At 59.5% G+C, this 17,187-nt stretch carries 16 protein-coding genes; 7 read left to right on the top strand and 9 right to left on the bottom strand.

Annotation, left to right across the window (positions count from 1 at the left end; translation table 11 throughout):
- Window positions 1-71: 71 nt before the first annotated feature.
- Entirely contained in the window at window positions 72-1,073 is a 1,002-nt protein-coding gene (locus ACEN8Z_RS12765; protein ID WP_495597864.1) for a glutathione S-transferase family protein, read from the top strand.
- A gap of 127 nt (window positions 1,074-1,200) precedes the next feature.
- On the opposite strand, the gene cysG is transcribed toward ACEN8Z_RS12765, so the two are convergent.
- From cysG to ACEN8Z_RS12735, 6 genes are all read right to left on the bottom strand, one after another.
- On the bottom strand, window positions 1,201-2,595 hold the full coding sequence (gene cysG, locus ACEN8Z_RS12760) for a siroheme synthase CysG (RefSeq protein ID WP_495597863.1): 1,395 nt from the start codon (window positions 2,593-2,595) through the stop codon (window positions 1,201-1,203).
- Window positions 2,596-3,876: a serine--tRNA ligase gene (gene serS / locus ACEN8Z_RS12755; RefSeq protein ID WP_442099689.1), complete on the bottom strand. Its 1,281-nt coding sequence runs from the start codon at window positions 3,874-3,876 to the stop codon at window positions 2,596-2,598.
- A gap of 16 nt (window positions 3,877-3,892) precedes the next feature.
- Complete coding sequence (crcB, locus tag ACEN8Z_RS12750) at window positions 3,893-4,267, bottom strand: fluoride efflux transporter CrcB (RefSeq protein WP_008000841.1); 375 nt, start codon at window positions 4,265-4,267, stop codon at window positions 3,893-3,895.
- Window positions 4,267-5,589 carry a replication-associated recombination protein A gene (locus ACEN8Z_RS12745; protein ID WP_495597862.1) on the bottom strand — a complete coding sequence of 441 codons (1,323 nt, stop codon included), beginning with the start codon at window positions 5,587-5,589 and terminating at the stop codon, window positions 4,267-4,269. The genes crcB and ACEN8Z_RS12745 overlap by 1 nt, the downstream gene beginning before the upstream one ends.
- A gap of 151 nt (window positions 5,590-5,740) precedes the next feature.
- A complete protein-coding gene (gene lolA, locus ACEN8Z_RS12740) occupies window positions 5,741-6,364 on the bottom strand; it encodes an outer membrane lipoprotein periplasmic chaperone LolA (RefSeq protein WP_223461587.1) in 624 nt (207 codons plus the stop codon).
- Between the two features lie 67 nt (window positions 6,365-6,431).
- Window positions 6,432-8,843 (bottom strand): DNA translocase FtsK, encoded by a 2,412-nt coding sequence (locus tag ACEN8Z_RS12735; RefSeq protein WP_277529934.1) that lies wholly within the window; start codon window positions 8,841-8,843, stop codon window positions 6,432-6,434.
- A gap of 297 nt (window positions 8,844-9,140) precedes the next feature.
- On the opposite strand from ACEN8Z_RS12735, the gene trxB reads away from it, so the two are divergent.
- The 4 genes from trxB (at window position 9,141) to infA (ending at window position 11,938) form a co-directional block, all read left to right on the top strand.
- Window positions 9,141-10,100, top strand: coding sequence for a thioredoxin-disulfide reductase (trxB, locus tag ACEN8Z_RS12730; protein ID WP_008000849.1), 960 nt, complete (start codon window positions 9,141-9,143; stop codon window positions 10,098-10,100).
- Window positions 10,101-10,162: 62 nt separating this feature from the next.
- Window positions 10,163-10,843 (top strand): leucyl/phenylalanyl-tRNA--protein transferase, encoded by a 681-nt coding sequence (aat, locus tag ACEN8Z_RS12725; protein ID WP_277529938.1) that lies wholly within the window; start codon window positions 10,163-10,165, stop codon window positions 10,841-10,843.
- Between the two features lie 57 nt (window positions 10,844-10,900).
- Window positions 10,901-11,608: an arginyltransferase gene (locus ACEN8Z_RS12720; protein ID WP_008000853.1), complete on the top strand. Its 708-nt coding sequence runs from the start codon at window positions 10,901-10,903 to the stop codon at window positions 11,606-11,608.
- Window positions 11,609-11,719: 111 nt separating this feature from the next.
- Entirely contained in the window at window positions 11,720-11,938 is a 219-nt protein-coding gene (gene infA, locus ACEN8Z_RS12715; RefSeq protein ID WP_002553999.1) for a translation initiation factor IF-1, read from the top strand.
- A gap of 346 nt (window positions 11,939-12,284) precedes the next feature.
- Here the strand turns inward: infA and clpA are convergent, their stop codons facing one another.
- Window positions 12,285-14,555 (bottom strand): ATP-dependent Clp protease ATP-binding subunit ClpA, encoded by a 2,271-nt coding sequence (clpA, locus tag ACEN8Z_RS12710; protein ID WP_008000854.1) that lies wholly within the window; start codon window positions 14,553-14,555, stop codon window positions 12,285-12,287.
- Between the two features lie 30 nt (window positions 14,556-14,585).
- Entirely contained in the window at window positions 14,586-14,948 is a 363-nt protein-coding gene (clpS, locus tag ACEN8Z_RS12705) for an ATP-dependent Clp protease adapter ClpS (protein WP_033052565.1), read from the bottom strand.
- A gap of 224 nt (window positions 14,949-15,172) precedes the next feature.
- Here clpS and cspD point away from each other — a divergent pair, with 224 nt between their 5' ends.
- On the top strand, window positions 15,173-15,427 hold the full coding sequence (gene cspD / locus ACEN8Z_RS12700; RefSeq protein WP_008000855.1) for a cold shock domain-containing protein CspD: 255 nt from the start codon (window positions 15,173-15,175) through the stop codon (window positions 15,425-15,427).
- A gap of 80 nt (window positions 15,428-15,507) precedes the next feature.
- On the opposite strand, the gene icd is transcribed toward cspD, so the two are convergent.
- The gene (gene icd / locus ACEN8Z_RS12695; protein WP_007972065.1) at window positions 15,508-16,764 is read right to left on the bottom strand and encodes an NADP-dependent isocitrate dehydrogenase; all 1,257 of its coding nucleotides are present in this window, start codon (window positions 16,762-16,764) and stop codon (window positions 15,508-15,510) included.
- On the opposite strand from icd, the gene ACEN8Z_RS12690 reads away from it, so the two are divergent.
- Window positions 16,763-16,930, top strand: a complete 168-nt coding sequence (locus ACEN8Z_RS12690) for a hypothetical protein (protein WP_177318805.1) — start codon at window positions 16,763-16,765, stop codon at window positions 16,928-16,930. The genes icd and ACEN8Z_RS12690 overlap by 2 nt on opposite strands.
- Window positions 16,931-17,187 lie beyond the last annotated feature (257 nt).

The raw sequence follows: 17,187 nt of genomic DNA, 5'->3' as shown, positions 1-17,187 counted from the left end.
TTTGCGCTTTTTGTTCGAACTCATCGGAATAGACTCAACTGCAACGATTATGGGTTTCGGGAGTCTTGAACATGGGTTTGTTAGTCGATGGCCGCTGGCAGGACAAGTGGTATGAAAGCAGCAAGGACGGCGCGTTCCAGCGCGAACAGGCGCAACGCCGCCACTGGCTGACCGCTGACGGCAAACCGGGACCGACCGGCGTCGGTGGTTTTGCGGCCGAGCCCGGGCGCTACCACCTGTACGTGTCCCTGGCCTGTCCATGGGCTCATCGCACGCTGATCCTGCGCAAACTCAAAGGCCTCGAAAAGCTGATCGACGTCTCGGTGGTCAGTTGGTTGATGCTGGAAAACGGCTGGACCTTCGACCGGCACCTGGGCTCGACCGGCGACAAGCTCGATCACTTCGACTTCATGCACCAGCGCTACACCGCCGATGCCACCGACTACACCGGCCGCGTCACCGTACCGGTGCTGTGGGACAAACAGCAAAAGCGCATCGTCAACAATGAATCGTCGGAAATCATCCGCATGTTCAATGGTGCCTTCAATGATTTGACCGGCAATGACCTGGACTTCTACCCCGCGCCACTACGGGGTGAAATTGATGCGCTGAACGAGCGGATTTACCCGGCGGTGAACAACGGCGTGTATCGCGCCGGGTTTGCCACGTCGCAACAGGCCTATGAAGAAGCCTTCGACGATGTGTTTGCCGAGCTGGATCGACTGGAGCTGTTACTCGGCGCCAACCGTTACCTGGCTGGCGAATACCTGACCGAAGCGGACATCCGTCTGTTCACCACACTGATTCGCTTCGATGCGGTGTACTACGGGCACTTCAAGTGCAATCTGCGGCGGATTGCAGATTATCCGAACCTGTCGAACTGGTTGCGCGAGATTTATCAGTGGCCGGGGATCGCCGAGACGGTGGATTTCACCCACATCAAGAACCACTACTACGCCAGTCACCGCACCATCAACCCGACGGGTGTGGTGCCGAAAGGCCCGGCCCAGGACTTCACCGCGCCCCATGATCGGGAGCGGTTGAGCGGGAAAGGGGTTTGGCGCAGAGCCTGAGTTTGATCTGGACTTTGCGGTGAATGTGCGGGCCTCTTCGCGAGCAAGCCCGCTCCCACAGGGGATTTGTGTCGTTCACGAATCCAATGTGGGAGCGGGCTTGCTCGCGAAGAGGGCGACTCGGTCCTCAGACCTGCCCCTGAGCCCCTTCGAACCACGCCAGTTTCTCGCGCAGTTGCACCACTTCACCGACGATCACCAATGTCGGTGCATGCACTTCATGCTCCGCCACCAGCCGCGGCAGGTCCGCCAGGGTGCCGGTAAACACTCGCTGATTGACCGTGGTGCCCTGCTGGATCAACGCCGCCGGGGTATCAGCGCCGCGACCGTGCTTGATCAACTGCTCGCAAATGACCGGCAAGCCCACCAACCCCATGTAGAACACCAGGGTTTGTGCCGGCGCGACCAGATCGGCCCACGGCAAATCGGTTGAGCCGTCTTTCAGGTGCCCGGTGACAAAGCGTACCGATTGCGCGTAATCGCGATGGGTCAGCGGAATCCCGGCGTAGGCCGCACAACCGCTGGCCGCCGTGATCCCTGGCACGACCTGGAACGGGATGCCATTGGCCGCCAGCTCTTCGATCTCTTCACCGCCACGACCGAAGATGAACGGATCGCCACCCTTCAATCGCACCACACGCTTGCCCTGTTTGGCCAGATCCACCAATTGCTGGTTGATCTGATCCTGCGGCACCGTGTGGTCGGCACGGCGCTTGCCGACGTAAACCCGCTCGGCGTCGCGACGGCACAGTTCGAGAATCGCCGGCGCTACCAGGCGGTCATACAGCACCACGTCGGCTTGCTGCATCAGACGCAATGCCTTAAACGTCAGCAGGTCGGGATCGCCTGGACCTGCGCCCACCAGATAAACCTCACCAGTGGCCACTGGCGCTTCACCGTCGATTTTGGCTTGCAGCAAACGCTCGGCTTCACCACCCTGCCCGGCCAGTTGCCGATCGGCAATCGGGCCCTGGAAAACATCTTCCCAGAACGCCCGACGCTGCTGCACATCCGGAAACAGGCCTTTGACCTGATGACGAAAACGCGCCGCCAGCCCGGCCAACTGACCGAAGGTGGAAGGAATCCAGGTTTCGATCCTGGCGCGGATCAAACGCGCCAGCACCGGCGCATCGCCGCCACTGGACACCGCGATAATCAATGGGGAACGGTCGACGATGGCCGGGAAGATCACGCTGCACAGGGCCGGCGCGTCCACCACGTTGACCGGCACGCAACGCCGATGGGCATCGGTGGAGACTTGTGCGTTCAGCGCCTCGTCGTCGGTAGCGGCAATGATCAGCCCGCAACCGTCCAGATCCGCCTCGGCATAACCACGCAACAGGCACTCGCCGCCGCTGCCGGCAACCAGTTCGCGCAATTGCGCTTCGATTTCAGGTGCAACCACCCGCAGCAGCGCACCGGCATCGGCCAGCAGGCGGGATTTGCGCAAGGCAATTTCCCCTCCACCGACGACCAACACACGACTGCCGCGAAGGTTGTGAAACAGCGGCAGATAGTTCATTTAGCCGATGACCTCAAGGCCACCCATGTACGGCTTGAGAACTTCAGGCACTCGGATCGAACCGTCGGCCTGCTGATAGTTCTCCAGCACCGCCACCAGTGTACGCCCCACCGCCAGGCCGGAGCCGTTCAGGGTGTGCACCAGTTCCGGCTTGCCGGTTTCAGGGTTGCGGAAACGCGCTTGCATGCGACGGGCCTGGAAGTCGCCACAGTTGGAGCACGACGAAATCTCGCGGTACTTGTCCTGGCTCGGGATCCACACTTCCAGGTCGTAGGTCTTGACCGCACTGAAGCCCATGTCGCCGGTGCACAGCGCCAGGGTGCGATAAGGCAGCTCCAGTAGTTGCAGGACTTTCTCGGCGTTGGCGGTCAGGCCTTCCAGCGCTTCCATCGACTTCGACGGCTCGACGATCTGCACCATCTCGACCTTGTCGAACTGGTGCTGGCGGATCATGCCACGAGTGTCACGACCCGATGCGCCGGCTTCACTGCGGAAGCACGGTGTGTGGGCGACGAACTTGATCGGCAGCAGTTTCGAGTCGACGATTTCGCCAGCGACGATGTTGGTCAGCGACACTTCGGCGGTCGGGATCAGGTACAGGTCGGCTTCGCCTTCGCGCGCGATCTTGAACAGGTCCTCTTCAAACTTCGGCAACTGACCGGTGCCTTGCAGCGCCGGTGCCTGGACCAGATAAGGCGTGTAGGCCTCTTCGTAGCCGTGCTCGGTGACGTGCAGGTTGATCATGAACTGTGCCAGGGCGCGGTGCAGGCGAGCGATCGGGCCGCGCAGCAAGGCGAAACGGGCGCCGGACAGCTTGGCGGCAGTTTCGAAGTCCAGCCAGCCGAACTTCTCGCCCAGGGCCACGTGATCCTGAACCGGGAAATCGAAGGCCGTCGGGGTGCCCCAGCGGCGCACTTCGACGTTGCCGTCTTCGTCGTCGCCAACCGGTACCGATTCGTGCGGCAAGTTGGGGATACCCAGCAGGATCGAGTCCAGATCGGTCTGGATCGCGTCCAGTTCGACTTTACCGGCGCTCAATTCGCCCGCCATGCGCTCGACGTCCGCCATCAGCGGCGCGATGTCTTCACCGCGCTGCTTGGCCTGACCGATGGATTTGGAGCGCGCATTACGTTCAGCCTGCAGTGCTTCGGTGCGGGTCTGGACGGTCTTGCGCTGTTCTTCCAGCGCTTCGATGCGCGCAACATCCAGGGTATAGCCACGGGATGCCAGGCGGTCCGCTACGTCCTGAAGGTTGCTACGTAACAGTTTGGAATCGAGCATGTCGGTTTCTCGTTTATCAAAGTTTGGTCAAGGACAGGCCGGCCCAGGTGGCAAGCAGCCCGCCGAATACGCTGAGCGCCGCATAGCCCAGGGCCAGCGGCACTTGCCCGCTTTCCAGCAGGCGCACCGTATCCAGTGAAAAGGATGAAAAAGTCGTCAGCCCCCCGAGGAAGCCAACGATCAACCCGGCGCGAATCTCAAAAGGCACCTCCGGGCGTATCAAAAACAGACCGTATAGAACACCGATCAGCAAACAGCCCACGATATTAACGGCCAGCGTCGCGGTATAGAAGTGCCGCGGCCAATTCGCATTGATCCAGTTGCCCGTGGCGAAGCGCAACAACGTGCCGGCGATCCCGCCAACGGAAACCGCAACGATCAAGGCAAGCACTACTTTCTCCGCTGCCGGGGGCTTAAACGGTCGAGTTTCGCCAGGTGATTGAGCTTTTCGCCGATCTTCAGCTCCAGCCCACGAGGCACGGGCTGATAAAACGGAATCGGGTCGAGTTCTTCCGGGAAATAGTCTTCTCCGGCGGCATAGGCGTCCGGCTCATCGTGGGCGTAACGGTATTCATCGCCATAGCCCAACTGCTTCATCAGCTTGGTCGGTGCGTTGCGCAGGTGCAGCGGCACTTCCAGCGAGCCGTGCTCGGCGGCGGCGCGCAATGCAGTCTTGAAGCCCATGTACACCGCGTTGCTTTTCGGCGCGCAGGCCAGATAGGTGATGGCCTGGGCCACCGCCAACTCACCTTCCGGGCTGCCGAGGCGTTCCTGCACTTCCCACGCCGCCAGGCACAGGCTCAGGGCGCGCGGGTCGGCATTGCCGATGTCTTCGCTGGCCATGCGCACCACGCGCCGGGCCAGGTACAACGGGTCGCAACCGCCGTCGATCATGCGTGCGAACCAGTACAACGCGCCGTCGGGGTTGGAGCCGCGAACCGACTTGTGCAACGCGGAAATCTGGTCGTAGAACGCTTCGCCGCCCTTGTCGAACCTGCGGCGGGTGTCACCGAGCAGACTTTGCAGGAGTTCGGTGCCGATTTCACTGTTGTCCTCGGCCAGGTCCGAGGCGTTCTCCAGCAGGTTGAGCAGGCGCCGGCCATCGCCATCGGCGGCCGACAGCAGCATCTGGAAGCCTTCATCGCTGAGGGTCAGGTTGCGCTTGCCCAGGCCCCGCTCTTCGGTCAGCGCGCGCTGCACCAGTTTGCGTAAGGCCGCTTCGTCGAGGCTCTTGAGCACGTAGACGCGCGCTCGCGACAGCAAGGCGTTGTTGAGTTCAAACGAAGGGTTTTCCGTGGTCGCGCCGATGAAGATCAGCGTGCCGTCCTCGACATAGGGCAGGAACGCATCCTGCTGGGACTTGTTGAAGCGATGCACTTCATCGACGAACAAAATGGTGCGGCGGCCGTACTGCGCGGCCTGCTGCTTGGCGATTTCCACCGCCTGACGGATCTCCTTGACCCCGGCCAGCACTGCCGAGACCGTTTCGAAGTGCGCATCCGAGACTTCCGCGAGCAATCGCGCCAGCGTGGTTTTACCCACCCCGGGTGGCCCCCAGAAAATCATCGAGTGCAGGGCACCCTGCTCCAGGGCTTCGCGCAAGGGCTTGCCGCGAGCGAGCACGTGTTCCTGACCGACGTACTCGTCCAGATTGGCCGCACGCAAGCGGGCGGCCAAGGGCTGGGCGATCGGGGTGCTTCCAAACAGGTCCATCACTACCTATGAAACCTCACTGGGTCTGATGCCGATCCTGTAGGAGCGAGCTCGCTCGCGATGGTCGCCAACGATAACGCTGTAAGCCTGACACCCCGCGGCGTGCACGGGTTTATCGCGAGCAAGCTCGCTCCTACAGAAGTTCTGCACTTTATTCCTGGATCACATCCGCACCCTTGGGGATGTCGAACTTGAACTTGGACGCCGGGATCGGCTCGTTGGCCTTCACCCCGGTGAACAGGATATTGGTACGCTGGCCAACGCTGTCGATCAACTGCATGTCGTTGACCAGACCGTTGCGGAACGACAGACGCAGGCTGTCGAACAGCGTGTCCTTGGTCTTCGGCTTGAGGGTGAAGTCGATTACGCCTCCGGCTTCCTTGGCACTGATGTCGAAGCTCTGGCTGATCTTGGACACGTCACCGGACAGCAGCAACGCTGGTGTCTGGGTCAGGCGCTGGTCGAGCTTCTTGATGGTGGCCTGCTCCAGGTCCGGGTCCCACAGGGTGACTTTCTTGCCATCGGAGATCATGGTCTGTTCGGCCGGTGCATCGGTGTGCCAGTAGAACAAGCCCGGACGCTGCAGCGACATCTCGCCGGCAGTTTCCTGCAACTGGGTGCCGGTACCATCAAGGGTCAGTTGCGAGAAACGTGCGGTCAGGGTCTGGGATTTTTCCAGCAGTTGGGTCAGGCGCGCCACGTCCTTGTCATCGGCGTGAGCCGAGAGCGTGGTCAAAGCCAGTACCGGCAGCAACAGCATGCGGATCAGACGCATGGGAGTCCTCATAACATTCGTGGGAGTGCGAGCGGCGCCAAAGGGTGCCACTCCTTTCATACTCGGGTCAGTCGCGCACCGGCCCAGGGGCCAGGACTTCACGCGAACCGTTGGTGTTCATGGACGTCACGACCCCGGCCATTTCCATGGCTTCGATCATGCGCGCGGCGCGGTTATAGCCGATCTTCAGCTTGCGCTGAACCGCGGAAATGGAGGCGCGACGGCTTTCCAGCACGAACTGCACCGCTTCGTCGTACAGCGCGTCGGCCTCGGGATCGTCTCCGTCGCCGCCACCGCTGCTGCCTTCGAAGCCGCTGCCCGCCTCTTCGACGCCATTGAGAATGTCGTCGTTGTATTCCGGTGCGCCCCGCAGCTTCCAGGCTTCCACCACGCGGTGAACCTCATCGTCGGACACGAAAGCACCGTGAACACGAATCGGTAGACTGGTACCCGGCGGCATGTACAGCATGTCACCGTGGCCCAGCAGTTGTTCTGCACCGCCCTGGTCGATGATGGTCCGCGAGTCGATCTTGCTCGACACCTGGAACGCCATGCGAGTCGGGATGTTGGCCTTGATCAGACCGGTGATCACGTCCACCGACGGACGCTGGGTCGCGAGGATCAAGTGGATACCGGCCGCACGAGCTTTCTGCGCAATACGGGCGATCAGTTCTTCGACCTTCTTGCCGACGATCATCATCATGTCGGCGAATTCGTCGACCACCACCACGATGGTCGGCAGCTTTTGCAGGAGCGGTGCTTCGTCGTGGATGCTTTCGCGCTTGTACAGCGGATCGCTCAACGGCTCGCCTGCGTCCTGGGCTTCCTTGACCTTGGCGTTGAAGCCCGACAGGTTCCGTACGCCCATCTTGGCCATCAGCTTGTAGCGTCGCTCCATCTCGGCAACGCTCCAGCGCAAGGCGTTGGCGGCGTCCTTCATGTCGGTGACCACCGGGCACAACAGGTGCGGAATACCTTCGTAGATCGACAGTTCAAGCATTTTCGGGTCGATCATGATCAGCTTGGCGTCTTCCGGGCCGGACTTGAACAGGATCGACAGGATCATCGCGTTCACGCCCACCGACTTACCGGAACCGGTGGTACCGGCCACCAGCAGGTGCGGCATCTTCGCCAGGTCGGTGATGACCGGCTTGCCGCCGATGTCATGGCCCAGGGCCAGGGTGACCGGGGATTTGAAGTTGTCGTACTCGGGGGTCGACAGCACCTCGGAGAAACGCACGATCTGCCGGTCTTCGTTGGGGATCTCGATACCGACCGTGGTCTTGCCCGGAATCACTTCCACCACGCGCACGCTGGTCACGGCCAGGGAACGGGCCAGGTCCTTGGCCAGGTTGGAGATGCGACTGACTTTTACGCCGGCAGCCGGCTGGATTTCGTAACGGGTAATCACCGGGCCCGGGTGAATCGAATCCACTGCGACTTCAACGCCGAATTCCTTGAGCTTGATTTCCAGCAAGTGGCCAACTGCAGCCAGGGATTCAGGCGAGTAATTGAGCTGTTTCTTTTCCGCAGGATCAAGAATCGAGATCGGCGGCAAGGTGCCTTCCACCGCGCTGTCGACGAACAGCGGCGCCTGCTTCTCTTTTTCGACGCGTTTGCTCGGTGCGGCAGGCTTTGGCGGCGCGGGCGCAATCACCGGTGGCACCTGCTTCTCGCGCTCGGACATGTGCTTGCTCAGGGCTTGCTCACGCTCGATCAGGCGCTCCTTGACCTTGGCTTGCTCGCGCTTGTCGGTGACGGTCGGCGCGACCACTTCATCCATACGATCATCGACTTCGCGCAACTGGGCAACCAGTTGTTTGCGCTCGGTACGGGCCGCCCACCAGCGATTGGCCGCGCCCTGGAACAGTTCGAACAGGTCGAGGGTGATCTTGCCGGTGATGTCCATCACCTTGAACCACGACAAGTCGGTAAACACGGTCAGGCCGAACAGGAACAACGCGATGAACAGCAGTGTACTGCCCTGGATGTTCAGGGCGTTCCTGGCCAGGTCGCCGAGGCTTTCGCCCAGCGCTCCTCCCGCACCGGCCGGCAGACCGGTCGCGGCATGGAAATGGATATGGGCCAGAGCGGCGCCCGACAGTACCAGGAACAGCAGCCCTATCAGGCGCCAGGAGAACAGCCAGCCGCTCCACTGCCACGGTTCGTGACGCTGACGGAAGATCTGGTACGCCTTGATCGCCAGCAGCAACGGGAAGATGTAGGCAAAGTAACCCAGCACCATGAACAGGATATCGGCGCTGTAGGAGCCCGCTGGCCCGCCGAAGTTCTGCACGTCGTCGATCTTGCTGTTATGACTCCAGCCCGGATCATCCTTGCCATAGGTCAACAAGGCCATCATCAGGAACAGGCACAAGGCACCGATAGCGATCAGCGCACCTTCCTTGAGTCGGTAGTGCAAGTGCTGGCGCCAGAGCGGAACGACGGCTGGTTTAGGTGCTGCGGTGGATTTCTTCAAAACGCTACTTTTCCTGCGCCATGGGCGCGTCCATCTGGTGAATGTCTATAAAAACTGCCAAAAAACTACCCAATCCAGGCAGGTAAAAAGTTAACACGCGTAACCGGGACTACTTTTAACACTGCGCCCCGGTTTTTATAAACACGGCGCGCACTGAATATAGCAGGGCATTGTACGGGTTTGTACGCACGACGCCATGCTTGAGACCCTTGGGTGTAGCATAGTCAACAGCACATGACATGCCGTTCAATTTGAGCATGCATTCTCTTTTGTGACAAAGGCTTATGAGGTGTTTTTATGAGCGAAGCGAAGCATTCACGCCTGATTATCCTGGGCTCCGGCCCTGCCGGTTACAGCGCAGCCGTTTATGCCGCCCGCGCCAACCTCAAACCCGTTGTCATTACCGGCATACAGGCTGGTGGCCAGCTCACCACCACCGTCGAAGTGGATAACTGGCCAGGCGACGTCGAAGGCCTGACCGGGCCGGTCCTGATGGACCGCATGCAAAAACACGCCGAGCGCTTTGCCACCGAGATCATTTACGACCACATCCATACTGCCAAGTTGCAACAACGGCCGTTCGAGCTGATCGGCGATGGCGGAACCTACACCTGCGATGCACTGATCATTGCCACCGGCGCGAGCGCGCAATACCTGGGCCTGCCGTCGGAAGAAGCATTTGCCGGCAAAGGGGTTTCGGCCTGCGCGACCTGCGATGGATTTTTCTATCGCAATCAGGTGGTTGCGGTGGTCGGCGGCGGTAACACGGCGGTCGAAGAAGCCTTGTACCTGTCGAACATCGCCAAGGAAGTGCACCTGGTCCATCGGCGCGACAAGCTGCGCTCGGAGAAGATCCTCCAGGACAAACTCTTCGAAAAAGCCGCCAACGGCAATGTCCGCCTGCACTGGAACCAGAATCTGGACGAAGTGCTGGGCGATGCCAGCGGCGTGACCGGCGCCCGCCTGCGGGACAGCCAAACGGGTGAAACCAAGGAGCTGCCTCTGGCCGGGGTGTTTATCGCCATCGGCCATAAACCCAACACCGACCTGTTCACAGGCCAACTGGAGATGCGCGACGGGTATCTGCTGGTCAAGGGCGGCAGCGAAGGCGATGCTACCGCCACGGCGATTGCGGGTGTGTTTGCCGCCGGCGACGTGGCCGATCACGTTTATCGCCAGGCCGTTACGTCTGCCGGTGCCGGTTGCATGGCGGCGCTGGACGCCGAAAAATACCTCGACGACATTCCTGCCGTTTGAAGGCAAACTTTACGTCGGGCCAACACCCGCCACTGCCCTCCCCTTCTACAAGCCCGGATGCCATGCTGACTTGGTTACAACGCAACTCCCTGACCTTTCCACCACTGGAAAAGGCCATGCGCGACCCCAACGGGTTGCTGGCTGCCGGTGGTGATCTGTCCGCTGATCGGTTGATCAACGCCTATCGCCACGGGTGCTTTCCATGGTTTTCCGAAGGCCAGCCGATCCTCTGGTGGTCTCCGGACCCGCGCACGGTTTTGTTTCCCGACGAATTGCACGTCTCGCGCAGCCTGAACAAACTGCTGCGCCAGCAACGCTATCAAGTGACCTTTGACGAGGACTTCGCCGCCGTCATCCGCGCCTGTGCCGCCCCCCGGGATCACGCCGACGGCACCTGGATCACCGACGCGATGCAGGACGCCTACATAGAGCTGCACAGGCGTGGTCACGCGCACTCGGTGGAAGTGTGGGACGGGGACGAACTGGTCGGCGGCTTGTATGGCCTGGCGATGGGCCAGTTGTTTTTTGGCGAGTCCATGTTCAGCCGCACGGACAATGCCTCGAAATTCGGCTTTGCCACCCTGGTCCGGCATCTGAAAGACTCCGGTTTTGTACTGATCGATTGCCAGATGCCCACCGACCACCTGCACAGTCTCGGAGCCCGGGCGATACCCCGCCGCGAGTTTGCCAACTATCTGGTCAGGCACCTGGACCAACCCAACTCTGCCACCTGGGTTTGCTGAGCGACTTTTGCCAGCGTGGCTTACACTTAATCCAAAGCACTACCCCGAGGGTTGATCATGACCGAGTTGGCGCGTTTGAAGTTCTATGCCACTCAGCCGCACTCTTGCAGTTATCTGCCCGAGGAGCAGGCCACAACCCTGTTCCTCGACCCTAGCCAGCCCATGGATGTGCATGTCTACGCAGACCTGTCGGAGATGGGGTTTCGTCGCAGTGGCGATCATCTCTACCGGCCGCATTGCCAGAATTGCAATGCCTGCGTTCCGGCGCGCATTCCTGTAGCGCAATTCACCCCCAACCGTCAGCAGAAACGCATCTTCAAGCGCAACGCCGACTTGCAGGTACGCCCCGCCAAGCCAGGTTTCAACGAAGAGTATTTCGATCTTTATCAGCGCTACATCGAACAACGGCATGCCGACGGCGACATGTACCCGCCCAGCCGCGATCAGTTTTCCACATTCCTGGTGCGCGACCTGCCGTTTTCCCGGTTCTACGAATTCCGTCTCGACGGCCGGTTGCTGGCGATCGCCGTCACCGATCTTCTGCCGAACGGTCTGTCGGCGGTGTACACCTTCTATGAACCCAACGAAGAACGTCGCAGCCTGGGACGCTACGCGATCCTCTGGCAGATCGCCGAGGCCGGGCGCCTGGGGCTGGATGCGGTCTATCTGGGCTACTGGATCAAAAACTGCAAAAAAATGAACTACAAGACCCAGTATCGCCCCATTGAGCTGCTGGTTAACCAGCGCTGGGTCGTCCTGAACTAGAGCGCACCCTAAACCCCTTGGCTTGAACCCCACTTTTCGGGCACAATGCACGCCGCTTTTGCCTGGCGCAGTTGCACCGGGCCATTCACTGGACACCGAGGGCTTTACTGCATGTCGAAAGAAGACAGCTTCGAAATGGAAGGCACTGTCGTCGACACCCTGCCCAACACCATGTTTCGCGTGGAGTTGGAAAATGGGCACGTCGTAACCGCGCACATCTCCGGCAAGATGCGCAAGAACTACATCCGTATTCTTACCGGCGACAAAGTGCGCGTAGAGCTGACTCCCTATGACTTGAGCAAAGGGCGCATCACTTACCGCGCTCGCTAAGGTAGGAGCGAGCTTGCTCGCGAAAAACCTGAGGGCACCGCGTCAAGTCAGAGTCCCCGCATCATCATTGACGAACATCGCGAGCAAGCTCGCTCCTACAGAGATAGGGCCCACTCGCTACGCAAGTCAATACAAGACGCCCGGCTTATGCCGGGCGTTTTTGTTTGTGCGCGATTTGATACCCCCCTGTGGGAGCGAGCTTGCTCGCGATGAGGGTGGCACATTCAAGAAATGTGCAAGCTGACACGCCGTCATCGCGAGCAAGCTCGCTCCCACAGGTCTTGATGTGCATTTCGCAGACAACAAAAAGGCGCCTCTCGGCGCCTTTCTGTTTTGCTTTTGAACGTCAGGCCATCTCGGCCGTGGTCTCGAACTCGAAGGTCAGCTCGCCGTCCTTGATGTCGATGTGTACCACACCGCCATGTTCGGCCAGTTCGCCAAAGAGAATCTCCTCCGCCAGCGGACGCTTGATCTTGTCCTGGATCAGGCGAGCCATAGGGCGAGCACCCATCGCCGCGTCGTAACCACCTTCGGCCAGCCAGTTGCGGGCCGCATCGGTGACCTCCAGCAACACACGCTTGTCTTCCAGCTGCGCCTGAAGCTCGGTAAGGAACTTGTCCACCACGCTCTTGATGACCTCATGGCTGAGGCGACCAAACTGGATGATGGTGTCCAGACGGTTGCGGAATTCCGGCGTGAAGCTCTTCTTGATCACTTCCATCGCATCGGAGGAGTGATCCTGATAGGTGAAACCGATCGAAGCGCGGGCTGCGGTCTCGGCACCGGCGTTGGTCGTCATGATGACGATCACGTTACGGAAATCCGCCTTGCGCCCGTTGTTATCGGTCAGCGTACCGTGGTCCATGACCTGCAGCAGCAGGTTGAAGACTTCCGGATGCGCCTTCTCGATCTCATCGAGCAACAGCACGCAGTGCGGCTGCTTGGTGATGGCCTCGGTAAGCAGACCGCCCTGATCGAACCCGACATACCCCGGAGGCGCACCGATCAGACGCGATACGGTGTGGCGCTCCATGTACTCGGACATGTCGAAGCGAATCAGCTCGACGCCCAACGCTTTGGCCAACTGACGCGCCGCCTCGGTTTTACCGACACCGGTAGGCCCTGCGAACAGGAACGAACCGACAGGCTTGTCAGGGGATTTGAGGCCGGCACGGGACAGCTTGATCGCAGTCGCCAGCGAGTCGATCGCGGCATCCTGACCGAACACGGTCAACTTCAGGTCACGCTCAAGGTTACGCAACAATTCCTTGTCGGAGCTGGTGACGTGCTTAGGCGGAATCCGCGCGATTTTCGCGACGATGTCCTCGACCTGAGGCACTTCGATGCGTTTAACGCGCATTTCGATCGGTTGCAGGCGCTGGTAGGCACCCGCCTCGTCAATCACATCGATCGCCTTGTCCGGCATGTGCCGGTCATTGATATAGCGCGAAGCCAGTTCGGCAGCGGCGCGCAAGGCTTCATCGCTGTATTCGATATTGTGATGCTGTTCGAAGCGCCCTTTGAGACCGCGCAGGATACCGATGGTGTCTTCCACCGAAGGTTCCGACACATCGACCTTCTGGAAACGCCGGGCCAAGGCACGGTCCTTCTCGAAGATGCCGCGGAATTCCTGGAAGGTGGTCGAACCGATGCAACGGATATCACCCGAGGACAGCAGCGGCTTGAGCAGGTTCGAGGCATCCATGACGCCACCGGACGCGGCACCCGCACCAATGATGGTATGGATCTCGTCGATGAACAGGATCGCCTGCGGACGCTTTTTCAGCTCATTGAGCAACGCCTTGAAGCGCTTCTCGAAATCGCCACGGTATTTGGTACCGGCCAGCAAGGCACCCAGGTCGAGGGAGTAAACCACGCTATTGGCCAGCAGGTCCGGCACCTGGTTGTCGACAATGCGCTTGGCCAGGCCTTCGGCAATCGCGGTTTTACCCACGCCGGCCTCGCCCACCAGCAGCGGATTGTTTTTACGCCGACGCGCCAGGATCTGCGCGACACGCTCGACTTCCAGCTCACGCCCCACCAACGGATCGATACGACCCTGGCGCGCCAGTTCATTGAGGTTGCTGGCATAAGCATCCAGGGGATTGCCCGAGGAAGAAGACTCACCACCCTCGTCGTCCTGCATATCTTGCTCACCTTCAGAGTGATCGCCATGCCCCGGCACCTTGGAAATGCCATGGGCGATGTAGTTGACGACATCTATACGGGCAACGCTCTGCTGTTTCAGCAGGAACACCGCCTGACTCTCTTGCTCACTGAAGATCGCGACCAGTACGTTGGCACCAGTCACTTCGCGTTTGCCCGAGCTCTGTACGTGAAACACAGCACGTTGCAGTACACGCTGGAAGCCCAGGGTTGGCTGGGTTTCACGATCCTCGTCATGAACCGGGATCAATGGCGTGGTGGAGTCGATGAACTCCTGCAGGTCATGCTTGAGTTTGTCGAGGTTTGCGCCGCACGCACGCAAAACGGTGGCGGCAGCCTCATTGTCCAATAGGGCCAGCAAGAGGTGTTCGACGGTCATGAACTCATGACGCTTCGAACGGGCCTCCTTGAAGGCAAGATTGAGGGTGACTTCGAGCTCGCGGTTTAACATAGCTTCACCTCATACCCAAGTGGTCGGCGATTAACCGTCCTTCTCGATTTCACAGAGTAGCGGATGCTGGCTTTCCCTGGCGTACTGGTTGACCTGCATGGCCTTGGTCTCCGCGATGTCGCGGGTAAACACTCCACATACTGCCCGCCCTTCCGTGTGGACGGCCAGCATGACCTTGGTCGCCAGCTCGCGATTCAGGTTAAAAAACACCTCGAGCACTTCGACGACGAAATCCATCGGTGTGTAGTCATCATTGAACAAAACCACCTTGTACATCGGCGGCGCCTGTAGCGCAGGCTTTGCCTCCTGAACAGCAATGCCTGTGGAATCGTCGTCGTGTAAATCAGGGTGATCCTGATTGAATGTTAGTCGAATCTGGCTGATTGCATGCATGGAAAGAAAGGTTCGTCAGTGGTTCAAATACAGTGGTGGGGGCGGCTATCAGCGTTTTCAACTCCGACTGCCCGGTCAGCTTGACTATCGGCAAAACGGTGTTACAACCAATAGAGCCCACAGTGGGTAAAAAAGGTCCGCGGAGTCAATCTTATTTACAGATTCGACTGCGGATGTACTGGATGATACTCCAGTGATGGAGTCTGTTGCAGAGGGATATGGGTATGGCTGTCGGCAAGGTGAAGTGGTTCAACAATGCCAAGGGTTACGGATTCATCAACGAGGAAGGCAAGACAGAAGACCTGTTTGCCCACTACTCAACCATTAAAATGGATGGTTATAAAACCCTGAAAGCCGGGCAATCTGTCGTATTCGATATCATCCAGGGCCCCAAAGGCCTGCACGCGGTCAACATCAGCAACCCGGTGGACGCCTCGAAAATCACGACACAGACACCTGAACAGACCGTTTCGGCTTAACACCGCCGCGTCATCCAGTCATAAAAAAACCGCCTGACTCAACTTCTTGAATCAGGCGGTTTTCATGTGCCTGCGTATTCTTACATGTGCGAGATCAGCGCATCACCGAAGCCGGAAGACGAAACCAGCTTCGCACCCTCCATCAGACGCTCGAAGTCATAGGTCACGGTCTTGGCGGAAATCGCGCCGTTGGTGCCCTTGATGATCAGGTCGGCCGCTTCGGTCCAGCCCATGTGGCGCAGCATCATTTCAGCGGACAGGATCAGCGAACCCGGGTTGACCTGGTCCTTGCCGGCGTACTTCGGTGCAGTACCGTGGGTAGCTTCGAACATGGCCACGGTGTCGGACAGGTTGGCGCCCGGCGCAATACCGATACCGCCCACTTCCGCCGCCAGGGCGTCGGAGAGGTAATCGCCGTTCAGGTTCAGGGTCGCGATCACATCGTACTCGGCCGGGCGCAGCAGGATCTGCTGGAGCATGGCGTCGGCGATGGCATCCTTGACGATGACATTCTTGCCGGTTTTCGGGTTCTTGAACTGCATCCACGGACCGCCGTCCAGCAGGGTCGCGCCGAATTCCTCAGCCGCCACTTCGTAGGCCCATTCCTTGAAGGCACCCTCGGTGAACTTCATGATGTTGCCTTTGTGCACGATGGTCAGCGAATCGCGATCGTTGTCGACCACATATTGCAGGGCCTTGCGTGCCAGACGCTTGGTGCCCTGCAGGGACACCGGCTTGACGCCGATACCGCAGTTCTCGTCGAAACGGATCTTGGTAACGCCCATTTCTTCCTTGAGGAACTTGATGACCTTGGTGGCTTCCGGCGTACCGGCCTTCCACTCGATGCCGGCGTAGATGTCTTCGGAGTTCTCGCGGAAGATGGTCATGTCGACATCGCCTGGCTTCTTGACCGGGCTAGGCACGCCTTCGAACCAGCGCACCGGACGCAGGCAGACGTACAGGTCGAGTTGCTGACGCAGGGCCACGTTCAGGGAACGGATGCCGCCACCGACCGGGGTGGTCAGCGGGCCCTTGATGGAAACCACGTAATCCTTGACCGCGTCCAGGGTTTCCTGAGGCAGCCAGGTGTCCTGATCGTAAACCTGAGTCGCTTTCTCCCCGGCGTACACTTCCATCCAGGAAATCTTGCGCTCGCCACCATAAGCCTTCTTAACAGCAGCATCGACAACCTTGATCATGACCGGGCTGATGTCGACACCAATGCCGTCGCCTTCGATGAAGGGGATGATCGGGTTATTAGGAACATTGAGAGAATGGTCTGCATTGACGGTGATTTTGTCGCCGACGGCTGGAACCTGAATCTTCTTGTAACCCATGCTGAACTCCATTGATTGGATTGAACATCTGGCTTGGTTCGAGCGTAACCCAGTTGAATCGGCGCGCAAACCCTATGTTCCATCCATCTGCCGCAAAGCCTTGCAACTCGCGAGCTACAAGCCTGAAAGCAAAGGGAAAAGCGCCAAACTCAAGCACGACGAATGACCCTACGCCCTGCTCGCGCCTGCGACCTTTAGACCAATGGACGACATTCGTTGCGTATGAACCATCGGCAGATTGCCAGCTACCTATGTATAATGCCGCCGCTGACTAAAGGGTCACGACGGGCGAAACAGCTCTACGATGAGTGTTTACGCCTGATAAGCCGGTCTGTTACCGCAGCCCGACTGCTTGACGCCCTACTGATGCACCCAACATCACAGCAACGAAACCTCGATATTCGGCTCATGGATGACTTTGAA

It is taken from the genome of Pseudomonas sp. Pseusp10 (genome assembly GCF_059492225.1).
Note: the sequence above shows the minus strand (reverse complement) of the source record. Positions and strands in the feature narration are given on the sequence as shown.